Genomic DNA, 13,509 nt, shown 5'->3' on the forward strand with positions numbered 1-13,509 from the left:
ACAGAGAGCAACCTTGACCGCTGGCCGGCACCCGACACGGGTGCCGGCCAGCGGCATGTCTGGACCCGGTGGCGAATCCTGGCAGGAGCCAGGACCGACGGTCAGAAGAGGACCGTGGCGAGCGTGCCGATCGGCTGGAAGCCACAGCGCTCGTAGACCCGGCGGGCCGGCTGGTTGAAGTCGTTGACGTACAGGCTGACCGTCGGGGCGACCCGCAGCAGCGCGTCGCGGACGACGGCCGCCATCGCGGCGGTGGCGATGCCTCGGCCCCGCCACTCCGGTGCCACCCAGACGCCCTGGACCTGCGCGGTCCGCTTGGTCACCACGGCCAGTTCGGCCTTGAACACGACCTTGCCGTCGACGAACCGGGCGTACGCCCGACCGGCGCGGACCAGGTCGTTGACCCGTCGGCGGTAGCTGCGCCCGGCGTCCTCGGCCAGCGGGGAGACGCCGACCTCCTCGGTGTACATGGCCACGGCGGCCGGGAAGAGCCGGTCGACCTCACCGGCGCGGACGCGGCGTACCTCCGGGTCGGTTGGCACGGGCGGCAGCGCGTCGGTGGCGAGCAGCGGCTGGTTGGGGCGGACGTCCCGGGCCGGACCCCAGGTGTCGGAGAGGCGGTCCCACAGGCCGAGGACGGCGTCCGCACGGCCGACGATGGAGGAGCAGATCCGCTCCTCGCCGGCGAGCAGGTCGGCAAAGGCCGCGATGGCTGGTTCGGTGGCGAGCACCGGGGTCAGGTTGCCGCCGAGCCAGCAGAGCGACTCGAGGTTGCGGCGCGAGCCGTACCCCAGGATTCTGCCCTCGGCCCGCCACCAGGAGAGTCCGCGCGCGGCGACACGCTCGGCGACCTGCGCGCCCGCGAACGGGTCCAGGTCGAGCAGTCGCTCGACCGCGCGGCGCTCCGATTCCCCCAGTTGCCGTACCGGCACCGTCAGCACGTGTACCAGCCTGCCAGATGGTCCCCCCACCCCGCCGGCCGAGTGACGAGCCCGGCCTCAGACGGTCACCGGCTCGGCTTCCAGGCTGGTCGACCGGGTGCGGCCGGCCCACCGGACGACCGGGGGCACGAGGGCACCGAGCAGGAGGAACAGCCCACCCAGCAGAAGCCAGCCCGGTACGCCCCAGCCGAGCGCGAGGCTGGTCACGACCACCGGTGCGAGCATCTTGCCCAGTTCGTAGCCCATGCCGTACGTGCCCTGGTACTGCCCCTGCGCGTCGGCCGGCGCCAGGCCGAAGGAGATCCCCCAGCCGGCCGCGGAGTGCCACAGCTCCCCGATCACGTGCACCAGCGACCCGCAGCAGAGAAGGCCGATGGCGGCGGCCGTGGGCAGCGCCCCGCTGGCGGCGAAGAGTACGCAGGCCAGGGCGATGGCCACCCCCGCCCGACGGGAGGCGCGGGCGGCCCCGGGCAGGGTGACGGCGCTGCGCGCGGCGCGTACCTGCAGGAGCACCACCAGCACCGTGTTGACCAGCGTCAACGCGGAGATCATCCAGGCTGGCGCCCGGGTGTGCCCGGCGATCCACAGCGGCAGGGCGATGGTGAGCAGGCTGAAGTGCATGGACATCAGCCCGTCGAGCAGGGTGAAGACGAGGAACGGGCGGTCCCGGAGGGCGACCAGCCGGGGTCCGTGGGTCGGGGCGGCGACCGGCGCGACGGTGGGCAGCCGGAGGAAGACCGCCGCCGCGCCCAGCGACGCGGCCGCCGCGGTCAGGATCAGCGCGACGTACCCGGTGCGGGTGTCGGCGGCGATGGCGAAGCCGCCGAGGACGGCGCCGACGGAGATGCCGACGTTGGTGGTGGCCCTCAGGTAGGCGCGGGTGTGCACCCGTTGGTCGGCGGGGATCGCGCCGGCGATCAGCGCGCCCCGGGCGCCGCGCTCGACCGCGTCGGCGAGTGCCGTGGCGGCGCCCACCACCAGGAATGCGGCGAACGAGCGGACGGTGATCAGGCCGGCGGTCAGGGTGCCGGCGACGATCAGCCCGCCGACCTGGGCGCCGCGCGGCCCGATGCGGTCGGCGAGGTAGCCGCTGGGTGCGCTGGCGAGCACGCCGGCCAACGCCGAGATGGTGAGCCCGATGCCGACCTGGGTTGGCGAGAGGCCGACGGACCGGGTGAGGAAGAGCGCGCTGGAGACCAGCCAGAGGCCCCGCCCGACGGTCTTGACCAGGGTGCCGAGGGTGAGGGTCCGGGCCGGGCCCGGCGGGGGAAGCAGCCGCATGACCGACACCATAGCAAGACGTACGTACGGTTTGTAAATCCGGGACTTGTTGGCGATGCGTTGCCGATATATCGTTGATGCATCAGCGACAGTCTAGAGAGGAACAGCAATGAGATTCCATCGACAGCAGCACCCGATGCACGAGGCCCGGATGCGCGGCTTCGGCTTCCCGCCGGTCCCGCCCGGCCCCCACGGCCACGGCGGCCCCTGGGGTGGGCGCGGCCGCGGACGGGGTCGGGGCCGACGCCCCAACGTCCGGGGCGCCGTGTTGGCCCTGCTCACCGAGCGGCCGATGCACGGCTACGAGATGATCCAGGAGATCGACTCCCGCACCGGCGGTGCCTGGCGCCCGAGCCCGGGCTCGATCTACCCCACCCTCCAACTGCTGGAGGACGAGGGCGTGATCGTCGCCAGCACGGAGGAGTCCGGCGGCGGACGGAAGCGGTTCACGGTCACCGAGGCCGGTCAGGCCGAGGCCACCGAGGCCGCGCAGACCCCACCGTGGGCGGAGTTCGCCGAGGACACGGTGAACAGCTGGCACGACATCCGTGACGCCGGTACGCAGGCGATGAGCGCGCTGCGCCAGGTGATGATGAACGGCACCGACGACCAGCGTGAGCGGGCCGCCAAGGTCCTCGACGAGACCCGGCGCAAGCTGTACGCGATCCTCGCCGAATCCGAGTGACACGATGCAGCACCACCGGAACACCGAGAGAGCGGCCGTTTCCCCACGGGAGACGGCCGCTCTCTTCGCTGAGCGTCGTCGGCGCGACAGAGCGCGCCGGCGGGTGGATCAGTGCACGGTGACGGTCGGGCCGGTGACCAGCCCGCGCAGCTCCTCGGGAAGCTCGGCGCCCATCTCGTCGGCGATCCGCAGCGCCTCCTCGATGAGCGTCTCCACGATCTGCGCCTCGGGCACCGTCTTGACGACCTGCCCCTTGACGAAGATCTGGCCCTTGCCGTTGCCGGAGGCGACACCGAGGTCGGCCTCGCGGGCCTCGCCGGGGCCGTTGACGACGCAGCCCATGACGGCGACCCGCAGCGGCACCGGCAGCCCTTCCAGGCCGGCGGTGACCTCCTCGGCGAGCTTGTAGACGTCCACCTGGGCCCGCCCGCAGGACGGGCAGGAGACGATCTCCAGGCCCCGCTCGCGCAGGCCCAGCGACTCCAGGATCTGGTTGCCGACCTTGATCTCCTCGACCGGCGGGGCGGAGAGCGACACCCGGATGGTGTCGCCGATCCCCTCGGCGAGCAGGGCGCCGAACGCGACCGCCGACTTGATGGTGCCCTGGAAGGCCGGGCCGGCCTCGGTGACGCCCAGGTGCAGCGGGTAGTCGCACTGCTCGGCCAGCTGCCGGTATGCACGGATCATCACGACGGGGTCGTTGTGCTTGACCGAAATCTTGATGTCGCGGAAGCCGTGCTCCTCGAACAGCGAGCACTCCCAGAGCGCCGACTCGACCAGCGCCTCGGCGGTGGCCTTGCCGTACTTGCTGAGCAGCCGCTTGTCCAGCGAGCCGGCGTTGACGCCGATCCGGATCGGCACGCCGGCGTCGCCGGCGGCCCTGGCGATCTCCTTGACCTTGTCGTCGAACTGGCGGATGTTGCCCGGGTTGACCCGGACGGCCGCGCAGCCCGCGTCGATCGCGGCGAAGACGTACTTGGGCTGGAAGTGGATGTCGGCGATCACCGGGATCTGCGACTTCTTGGCGATCGCCGGCAGGGCCTCGACGTCGTCCTGGGACGGCACCGCCACCCGGACGATCTGGCAGCCGGACGCGGTCAGCTCGGCGATCTGCTGGAGGGTGGCGTTGACGTCAGAGGTGAGGGTGGTGGTCATCGACTGCACGGACACCGGCGCACCGCCACCGACGGGGACCGAACCGACCATGATCTGGCGGCTGGCCCGGCGGGGAGCGAGCGGCGGCGGCGGCACGGCGGGCATACCGAGACTGATTGCGGTCACTTCAGGCACTCACCTTGAGAAGAGCGTGATCGGGTTGACGACGTCCGCGGCGATGGTCAGCAGCGTGAACGCGCCACCGATCAGGATCACCACGTACGTGAAGGGCATCAGTTTGAGGTAGTCCACCCGGCCGGGGTCGGCCCGGCCGATCCGCGCGTAGACCCAGGAGCGGGCCCGTTCGAACCAGGCGATGGCGATGTGGCCGCCGTCCACGGGGAGCAGCGGCAGCAGGTTGAACACGCCGATGAAGAAGTTCAGCGACACGAAGAGCATGAAGAAGACCAGCCAGGCGTTGTTCTCCACGGCCTCGCCGCCGAGCCGGCTGGCGCCCACCACGCTGATCGGGGTGTCCACGTCCCGCTCGCCGCCGGTGAGGGCGGTCCACAGGGCGGGGACCTTCTGCGGGAGCCGCTGCAGCGCCTGCGCGGTGCCGACGGCCAGCTCGCCGGTGAAGTCGGCGGTCGCGCCGAAGGCACCGACCGGCCCGTACGTCACCCGGGTGGGGGTGCTGGGGACGAGGCCCACGCCGAGGGCGGCCACGGGTGCGGCGGCGCCGTTCGGGTCGTCCAGCGGCGGACGCTCGGTCTGGGCCAGCACCGTGCTGGTGCTGCCCGGCTGCCCGTCGCGGACGTACTGGATCTGCGCGGTGTCCCCCGGCTTGAGGCTGCGCAGCGTGGTGAGCAGGTCGCCGTAGTTGCCGATCGGGGTGCCGTTGACCGAGGTGATCCGGTCACCGTCGCGCAGTTGCGCCTGGGCGGCGGGGCTGGCCGCGTCGGCGGGCGTGCACGCCCGCACCGCGTTCTCCGGCACCACACACTCGCTGAGCTGGATGACCGCCGGCTCCTGGCGGGCCTGCGCGTCGGTGGTCGGGAAGTCGGGGTTGGGCAGGCCGGCGGAGACGGCGAGGATCCAGATCGTGATCAGGGCGAGCGCGAAGTGCGTGATCGACCCGGCGGCCATCACGATCGTCCGCTTCCAGACCGGGTAGCGCCACATCACCCGCGACTCGTCACCCGGCTCGACGTCGTCGTCCTGCGGGGTCATCCCCACGATCTTGCAGAAGCCGCCGAGCGGGATCCCCTTGACGCCGTACTCGGTCTCGCCCCGCTTGAACGACCAGAGGGTGGGGCCGAATCCGACGAAGTACTTGGTGACCTTCATCCCGAACATCTTGGCGGTCAGCAGGTGCCCCGCCTCGTGCAGACTCACCGAGATGAGGATGGCCAGGGCGAAGAGGACCACCCCGAGCAGGTACGACATCAAGCTCCTTCCACCGAACCCGCGATGATCTTCTGCGCGTGGGCGCGTGCCCACGACTCGGCCGCGAGCACGTCCTCGACGGTACCTGGTTCGTCGAAGTCCGGAGCGTCCTCCAACACGCGCTCCAGGGTGTCGACGATGCCGAGGAACGGCAGCCGGCCCCCCACGAACGCCTCGACGCACTCCTCGTTCGCCGCGTTGTAGATCGCCGGGCGGGAGCGCCCGGCCTCCCCGGCGGCCTTGGCCAGGGCGACGGCCGGGAACGCCTCGTCGTCGAGCGGCGCGAACTCCCAGGTGTGCGAGGCCGTCCAGTCCACGGCGGCGGCGGCTCCGGGCACCCGGTCCGGCCAGCCGAGCGCGACCGCGATGGGCAACCGCATGTCCGGTGGGCTGGCCTGGGCGATCGTCGACCCGTCGACGAACTCGACCATCGAGTGGATCACCGAGGTCGGGTGCACCATCACGGTGATGTCGGCGTAGGGCACGTCGAACAGCTCGTGCGCCTCGATCACCTCAAGCGCCTTGTTGACCATGGTGGCCGAGTTGATCGTGATGACCTTTCCCATGTTCCAGGTCGGGTGGGCGAGGGCCTGCTCGGGTGTGACCTGCGTCAACTCGTCGCGGCTCCGGCCCCGGAACGGGCCGCCACTGGCCGTGACGATCAGCCGACGCACCTCCGGGCGCGAGCCGGAGCGCAGGCACTGAGCCAACGCCGTGTGCTCCGAGTCGACCGGCACGATCTGCCCCGGCCGCGTCACCGCGGCCCTGACCAGCGGGCCGCCGGCCACGAGCGACTCCTTGTTGGCCAACGCGAGGGTACGACCACTCCGCAGCGCGGCCAGCGTAGGAGCGAGGCCCAGCGAGCCGACCACCCCGTTGAGCACGATGTCGCACGGCCACTGCGCCAGCTCGGTCATCGCGTCCGGGCCGGCCACGATCTTGGGGAGCTTGAAGTCGCCGGTGGCCCAGCCGCGCCGGCTCGCCTCGGCGTAGAACGCGAGCTGGAGGTCCTGTGCGGCGGATGCCTTGGCCACCCCGACCGCCTCGACGCCGAGTTCCAGGGCCTGGGCGGCGAGCAGCGCGACGTTGCCGCCACCGGCGCCGAGCGCCACCACCCGGAAGCGGTCCGGGTTGCGCCGGACGATGTCGATGGCCTGGGTGCCGATCGAACCGGTGGACCCGAGCAGGACGAGGTCGCGGGGGGAGGTCACTGGGCCATTCTCTCCCACCGTCGCTGAACGCCCACTGGGAGCCTCAGCCCTCCCCGTCCACCTGCTCCGTTGGCGCCTCCTCGTCCAACAGCTCCGCCGGATCGATGGCGAACTCGAACGGCTCCCGCATGGCGAAGGTGCTTCCCGCCTCAGCGGCGGCCAACGGTCGGTATTCACCGTCGACCAACTCGAACAGGGCCATGGTCGGCACCCGGTTGCGCAGGTCCACCCGGAGGAAGAAAGGCACCCCGACAGCCCCGTACTCCCGGGGGCGGTCGATCACGTCCTTGCGCCGATTACCCGGTGAAACGATCTCCCCCAGCAGCACCGCCTCGGCGATGGGAACCGTCGTGCGGCCACCGCCCGAGTTACGCAGAACAGCAATGTCCGGGATGAAGAGATCATCCTCAGACAGCACGTTGATCTCCGGGTAGACCCAGAACCCGGCCTTTCGTGCGGCGCGGTGCAGCACGTAGGGCAACTCTCGCTCGACCGACTGATGATCGATTCCCGCGTGTGGTGTCACGATCACGCTTCCGCTCAGGACCTCAACCTTGGGGCCGTTGGTCTCCGGCAACAGGTCGAGGGCGAGCTGCGCCGTCCACGGCTCGTCGTGCCACCGCAGCACGTCGAACGACGGCTCGGTGTGCTGCGGCGCCGGCTCCGGCGCGAACGCTGCCTGGGCCATCCGGGCTCACCCCCTCAGCGGACCATCCTGCTCAGACCAGCCTAATCCCGCAGCCCCGGCTACCGACACGTCGCACGCGGTGTCCGCTGGTCCAGCTCGACGGCGCGGGCCGCTGCCACGACGGCACCCGACGATGATCGACTCGGGCTCATGGAAATCGGGGTGTCCGCGGTAGCTGGACACCCCGATTTCGCCGAAACCGTGTTGATCAAGGGTTGACCGGGGGCCGCCGGAGCGGCCCCCGGTCGGGATCAGCCGCCGTTGATGACGAACTGCGAGCCCGGCTGGATGACGATGTTGCCGTCGGCCGAGTTGGTGATGGTCACGTTGGTCAGGTTGGCGTTGCCGCGCGCGCCGCCCATCGCGAGGATGCCGGCACCGTTGTTGGACTTGTCGATCCGCACGTTGGTGATCGCGACGTTCGGCATGTTGCCGCCGCCGTTCTTGAACTGGATGCCGTCGTAGGTCGAGTCGATGATGTCGGTGTCCCGGATCGTCACCCCGACGATGTCCCTCGTGGCGGGGAAGAGGGTGATGGCACCGAACTCCTGGTCCTCGTTCCAGAACGCGCCACCGGTCCGGTAGAGCCCGTTGTTGGCGATCAGCGTCGTCCCGGAGAAGGGCAGCGGGTCGTGGTCGGTCGCCAGCATGATGCCCGGGTAGTTCGCGGTGTCGTAGATCAGGTTGTTCTCGATCGAGTTGTCGTAGCCGCCGTAGATGGCGATGCCGTTCGCCCGCCAGGGCAGCTGGATGGTGTTGTTGACGAAGTGGTTGTCGTGGGCGATGTCGACGGTGCGGTCCTTGACGTACGGGTTGGCCCAGACGGCGAGGGCGTCGTCGCCCGTGGTGCGGAAGGACGAGTTGAACACCCGCGAGTTCCGCGTGCCGTTGCTGAAGTTGATGCCGTCGGCGTAGGTGTTGCGGATCCGCATGCCGGTGAACTCCAGCCCGTCGGCCGGCCCCCACAGGTCGGGGATGTTGTCGTAGTCGCGACCCACCCAGACACCCACGTTGGCGTGTTCGATCCAGACGTTGCTGATTCTGGTGCCGGTGCCGAAGCGACCGTTCAGACCGACGCCGCCCTCTGCATTGCCGTCGCCGCCGCGGATCCGGCCCGAGCCGAAGATGGCGATGTCGGAGATCTGGGTGTTCTTGTCGATGTCGAAGCCGAAGTTGCCCTCGTGCGGGTGGTTGATTCCGCCCACCACGTTCTGCGGCTCGGTCAGCGTGTAGAGCTGCGAGTGCCACATACCGGCGCCCCGGATGGTGACGTTGCTGATGCCGACCTGGTTGTGCGTACCCCGGTTCAGCGGGTCGTCGGTCAGGATCTTCTGCTCCTGCCGCCACTGGCCGGCGGGGATCCAGACGCAGCCGATGACCCCGTTCTGGTCGTCGGTCACCGCCCGCTGGATGGCGGCGGTGTCGTCGAGCCCGTCGTTGGGGACCGCACCGTACGACGTGATCGAGGTGCACCCGGCCGGCTGGCTCGCCGCTGGCGCCACCTGCTCCAGGTCGATCATGTCGATGACGTAGAACGAGGCGTTGTCACCGGCGTCGCGCTGCAACTTGAAACGGGTGCCGGCCGGGTACGACTGCGCCAGCAGCGCGTTCGACTCGTCGAACAGCCGCCGGGCGTCGGCCTGCGGCGTGTTGGTCAGTGCCTCCGGTCCGTCCGTGTTGCCGTAGAGCCAACTGTGCCGCGACGAGAGGGTCAGCTTCCGGGAGAAGACGTCGTTGATGTACAGGCTGATCGTCGCCTCGATGCCGCCACCGCCCGGCGCGTCCGGGATGGAGTTGCGCACCACGATCGCGTTGGCCGGGTTGGCCGAGGTGAACTGGACGAACTGCCCGGTGCTGTTCAGACGCACCGACTTGCGGCCCGAGGACTCGGTGGCGAAGTTGGTGTGGCCGAACGTACGCAGCGGGTCGGTCTCCAGCAGCGTGCCCTGGTACTGGGCGGCCTCCGCCTCGTAGGAGACGTACGGGACCGCCGCCCCACGCCCGACCACGATCGACTGGCTGAACGAGTTGTTGGTCTCGTTCGTCTCGGCGACGGTGTTGGTCGCGTCGGCCGTGGCGGTGATGGTGGCTCCGCCGCTGGTGGCGGTCCAGCTTCCGGCGACGGCCACGGTGACCGTCGCCCCGGCGGTGATCGAGGCGGTGTTGGTGTTGAGCGTGGTGCTGCCCGCGGTCAACCGGGTGACCGTGGTCGCGCCGGTCGCGGTGGTGCCGCGGTTGCGGACCGCCACGGTGAACGTGACGGAGGCCCCGACGGCCGGGTTCGGCGGGTTGGAGCTGATGCTGAGGACCTGCAGGTCAGGCCCTGGCGCCTGCGTGACCACCAGCGGAGTGGGTGCCGTGAAGCTGTTGTTGCCGTTGTTCTGCTCGACGATCGTGTTCGTCGGGTCGACCACCGCCGAGACGCTGTAGCTGCCCATCGGGCGGGTGCCGGCGGTGAACGAGACGGTGGTCGAGCCGCCCGCGGCGAGCGCCCCCACGGCGGCGCTGCCGACGACCGCGCCGGCCAGGCTGAAGTTCACCGTGGTGGCGGCGGCCGCCGCCGACCCGATGTTCTGCACGACGGCCGAGAGGGTGACCGGGCTGGCCTCGCTGGGCGACGCCGGGGACCAGGTCGCCGAGTTGACGACCAGGTCCGGGTTGGGTGCCGGCGTACCGCACACCTCAAGCTCGGCCACCTGGCCCGACGGCGCACCGCTGTTGGCGGTGAACCGCAGTTGCACGTCGGCGGTGGTCGCGGTGACCGGGATGCTCACCACGTTGGCGCCCTGGACGAACTGGTAGCTCGCCGCCGACACCAGACTGGTGTACGCGGACGCCGCCTGGTCGCGGCCGAGGACCTGGATGGTCTGGCTACGGGTGCCCCAGGCCGGGTCCGGGTTCAGTCTGACGGTGACGGACGAGATGGAGTGGTTCGCGCCCAGCGCCACGGTCAGGTTCTGCGGGTAGCTCGCCGCGCCCTCCCAGTAGGTGGTGAGCTGCCCGTCGTTCGCCTTCTCGGGGGTGAAGGTGAAGGTGGAGCCGCTCGCCGTCATGCTCTTGCCCTGCGCCACGTTGGTACAGGCAGGCGGATTGCTGCCGGTCCGGGTGACGGTGTTGCTGTTGCCGGACAGGTTGCCCGCGCCGTCACGGGCGCGGACGTGGTACGAGACGGTCGCCGTCGCCGGTTGGGTGTCCTGGTAGCTGAGGACGGTGCCCAGCGTGGCGATCAGGGTGCCACCGCGGTAGACGTTGTAGCCGGCCAGGCCGCTGCCGCCGGAGTCGGTGGAGGCCCCCCAGTTGAGCGTGATCGTGCTGCCCGACGTGCTCTGCGACAGCGTCCCGGGAACGCTCGGCGCGGTGGTGTCACCGCCGCCGGTGCGGGTCACCGTGTTGCTGTTGCCCGACAGGTTGCCAGCGGCGTCGCGCGCCCGGACGTGGTAGGACACGGTGGCCGTCGTCGGCTGCGTGTCGTTGAAGGTGGTCACGTTCCCGATGGACTGGAGGAACGCACCGTTGCGGTAGACGTCGTAGCCGGCGATGCCGCTGCCGCCCGGGTTGTCGGTCGACGCGACCCAGTTGAGGGTGATCGTCGTGCCGGACTGGGTGTACGAGAGGTTTCCCGGCACGCTCGGCGCGGTGGTGTCCAGGACGGTACCGCCGCTGCCGTAGACCTCCAGTTCGGAGAGCTGCCCAGCCGGCCAGCCGCTGTTGGCCGTGATGGTGATCCGCACGTAGCGGGTGGAGGTCTGGCTGAAGTTGATCGTGGCCGTGCTGCCGGTCGCCGGGTTGAAGGTGTAGGTCTGCGACCCGACCAGGTCGCTGAACGACGATCCGGTGGTGCTGCCCTGCACGCTCAGCGTCTGCGTGCGCGTCGCCCAACCGGAGGTCGGCAGCTTCAGCACGACCTGGTTGACGGCCTGCGACGAGCCGAGATCGACCTGCACCCACTCGGGGAACGAGTTGTTGGTGCTCTCCCAGTAGCTGCCGGCGTTGCCGTCGACGACCTTCGACGAGTCGTAGACGTCGGCGTGGCCGCTCTCCTGGGTCGGGCGCCCCTGGGCGAGGTTGGTGGCCGCCGGGGCGAAGGCGGTGCTCGTCGCGGCAGTCGTGTCGGCGGGGCTGGCGGCGCCTGCGGGGTTCGCGACAGCCGTCGACCCTGCCGTCGCGATCATCATGGCGGCGACTGTCGCCGCCACCATCCTGAACCGGTTCGTTCGTCTCATCACTGTCCTGTCGTTGGGGGGACGGTGCCGCGGATGGCTGGACCACGGCGTGGAGCGTGAGTCGGCGCATCGCCAGCCGACGCGGTGAACGCGCGTGGCTGGTGGCTGAGGTGCCGAAGAGGCGAGGTGGTGGTGGCGGGCTGGGGGAAGCGCCGCCGTAGAAGGGGGCCCGCGACAATTTGCGGGGCCATGCAACGAATCAAACACGCCTTTGTCGAGATCTTGCATGACGTTGACCAAATGTTACTGAGGTGCTACGAGGGCGTCAACAGTTCGACCATCGTCACTATTGACAGCCACGCATGCGGTTCGACGGCGCAACGAAAGGGCCCCTCACCGACGCCTGGCGTTGATGAGGGGCCCTTCCTTCGTCTCGGCGGGCGTGGCCGTTCAGCCGCTCGGGGCGGACAGGACGAACGTCTCCAGGTCCTCGCCGCCGTACCAGTCGGTGCGCCGACCCACGTGAGTCATGCCCAGTCGCCGGCAGACCGCCATCGACGGCTCGTTTCCCGGCGCGACCACCGCGTAGATCTCCGACGTGCCGGCGGCGAACTCCCGTGCCACGGCCGCACGAGCCGCCTCGGTCGCGTAGCCGTGACCCCACGCGTCCGGGTGCAGGTGCCAGCCCACCTCGATGTCCTCGGTACGCAGCGCCTCGTCCCGGCCCGGCAGCGGCTTGAGCAGCAACGTGCCCACCACCGCGCCGGTGTCCCGCACCTCGATCGCCCAGGTGCCGTACCGGCCGTGGTCGGCAGCGTGGCGGTCCTGCCAGTAACGCAGCCGGTCGAGGGCCTGCGCCGGGTCGGTCAACGGCAGCCCGGATGCCACACCCAGCCACCGGGCGATCTCCGAACGGGAGTAGATGTCGTAGATCCGGGCCAGGTCGGCCGGGTCGGCGGTCCAGTCGCGCAGGATCAGGCGTTCGGTGGTGAGGACGGTCATGGCGGGCGATCTTAATGAGTGGCGGACGCGACGACGGGGAAAAGGATCGCGATGGACGGCGGCTGGCGGCGGACGAAGCGGATCATCAGTGCCGCGTTCCGCCCTGTCCGTGGCCGGGACCTGTCGCTGCACGCCGCCGCCATCACCTTCTACGGAGCGATCGCGGTGGTGCCGGTGGCCCTGCTGGCGATCTGGCTCACCTCGCTGATCGCCGGGGCCGACCGGGTACGCCGGCTCACCTCGTACGCCGTCGAAGCGCTCCCCACCGCCATCGGCACGCCCCGGGCGGTGGCCGCCCTGGTCGACGCCGGGGTGGAGTTGACCCCGCTGCTGGCGCTGGCCTCGCTGCTGCCCGCGTCGCTGTACGGCGAGGGCCTGCGACGGGCGTTCGTCTCGGTGGCCGCACCCCGGTCCGACGAGCACCTGGTCGGCTGGCGGGGCCGGGTGCTCCTGCTGCCGCTGCTCGCGCCGGCCCCCGCGCTGCTGCTGTCGATCCTGCTCGCGCTGCCGCTCACCACCGGCCTCGTCCGCCAGGGCGGCTGGGTCGGTGCGCTGGGTGTGGTGCTGTCCTTCCTGGCGGTCTGGCTGGTGCTCACGCCGGTGCTGGTGTGGGTGTTCCGGGTGGTCGGGCCGGCCTCACCGGACTGGCTGTCCACCCTCGGGCTCGGGTCGTTCACCGCGGCGAACCTCTCCGGCTTCCTGCACGGCTTCGTGCTCTTCGCCTCGCTCCCACTGGACCTGGGCGTGCCGTTCGGCGGCTTCGACGAGATCGGCGCCGGCGTGGCCGTACTCCTCTGGCTCTACCTGTTCCACGTCATCGTCCTCTCGGGCTACTCCGCCACCCTGGTCCTCTCCCGCTGGCGCGCCCAACGCACCTCCCAACCGACTTGATCAAGAGGTTTCCGTCACCAAGCGCCGTTCCGCTGACCCGAACCTCTTGATCAACGGCGGTGGGGTCGAGGGGCTGACCTGGGGTGGGGATGAGGGCTAGGCTGCG

Annotated in this window: 10 protein-coding genes; 2 read left to right on the forward strand and 8 right to left on the reverse strand. The window is 70.4% G+C overall.

Going from position 1 to position 13,509, the window contains the following annotated elements; genetic code table 11:
• Positions 1-101: 101 nt before the first annotated feature.
• Together ACTWLT_RS15230 and ACTWLT_RS15235 are read right to left on the reverse strand one after the other, a co-directional pair.
• Positions 102-941 carry a GNAT family N-acetyltransferase gene (locus tag ACTWLT_RS15230; protein WP_252416679.1) on the reverse strand — a complete coding sequence of 280 codons (840 nt, stop codon included), beginning with the start codon at positions 939-941 and terminating at the stop codon, positions 102-104.
• Positions 942-998: 57 nt separating this feature from the next.
• Positions 999-2,222: an MFS transporter gene (locus ACTWLT_RS15235; protein WP_445318963.1), complete on the reverse strand. Its 1,224-nt coding sequence runs from the start codon at positions 2,220-2,222 to the stop codon at positions 999-1,001.
• A gap of 109 nt (positions 2,223-2,331) precedes the next feature.
• Here ACTWLT_RS15235 and ACTWLT_RS15240 point away from each other — a divergent pair, with 109 nt between their 5' ends.
• Positions 2,332-2,907, forward strand: coding sequence for a PadR family transcriptional regulator (locus ACTWLT_RS15240; RefSeq protein ID WP_445318964.1), 576 nt, complete (start codon positions 2,332-2,334; stop codon positions 2,905-2,907).
• 108 nt (positions 2,908-3,015) lie between these two features.
• Here the strand turns inward: ACTWLT_RS15240 and ispG are convergent, their stop codons facing one another.
• The 6 genes from ispG to ACTWLT_RS15270 all read right to left on the reverse strand — a co-directional run bounded on the left by ispG (position 3,016) and on the right by ACTWLT_RS15270 (position 12,512).
• The gene (gene ispG / locus ACTWLT_RS15245) at positions 3,016-4,188 is read right to left on the reverse strand and encodes a flavodoxin-dependent (E)-4-hydroxy-3-methylbut-2-enyl-diphosphate synthase (protein ID WP_130408231.1); all 1,173 of its coding nucleotides are present in this window, start codon (positions 4,186-4,188) and stop codon (positions 3,016-3,018) included.
• Positions 4,189-4,197: 9 nt separating this feature from the next.
• A complete protein-coding gene (locus ACTWLT_RS15250; protein ID WP_252416682.1) occupies positions 4,198-5,448 on the reverse strand; it encodes a M50 family metallopeptidase in 1,251 nt (416 codons plus the stop codon).
• Positions 5,448-6,659: a 1-deoxy-D-xylulose-5-phosphate reductoisomerase gene (gene dxr, locus ACTWLT_RS15255; RefSeq protein WP_445318965.1), complete on the reverse strand. Its 1,212-nt coding sequence runs from the start codon at positions 6,657-6,659 to the stop codon at positions 5,448-5,450. Before dxr ends, ACTWLT_RS15250 begins: the two co-directional genes overlap by 1 nt.
• Positions 6,660-6,702: 43 nt before the next feature.
• Positions 6,703-7,347 carry a Uma2 family endonuclease gene (locus ACTWLT_RS15260; RefSeq protein ID WP_445318966.1) on the reverse strand — a complete coding sequence of 215 codons (645 nt, stop codon included), beginning with the start codon at positions 7,345-7,347 and terminating at the stop codon, positions 6,703-6,705.
• Between the two features lie 251 nt (positions 7,348-7,598).
• On the reverse strand, positions 7,599-11,522 hold the full coding sequence (locus ACTWLT_RS15265; RefSeq protein WP_445318967.1) for a CARDB domain-containing protein: 3,924 nt from the start codon (positions 11,520-11,522) through the stop codon (positions 7,599-7,601).
• Between the two features lie 438 nt (positions 11,523-11,960).
• Positions 11,961-12,512: a GNAT family N-acetyltransferase gene (locus tag ACTWLT_RS15270; RefSeq protein WP_252416686.1), complete on the reverse strand. Its 552-nt coding sequence runs from the start codon at positions 12,510-12,512 to the stop codon at positions 11,961-11,963.
• 51 nt (positions 12,513-12,563) lie between these two features.
• Between ACTWLT_RS15270 and ACTWLT_RS15275 the strand changes: the two genes are divergently transcribed.
• Complete coding sequence (locus ACTWLT_RS15275) at positions 12,564-13,403, forward strand: YhjD/YihY/BrkB family envelope integrity protein (RefSeq protein ID WP_445318968.1); 840 nt, start codon at positions 12,564-12,566, stop codon at positions 13,401-13,403.
• The last annotated feature ends 106 nt before the right edge of the window (positions 13,404-13,509 follow it).

This window comes from Micromonospora yongxingensis (assembly GCF_052601155.1).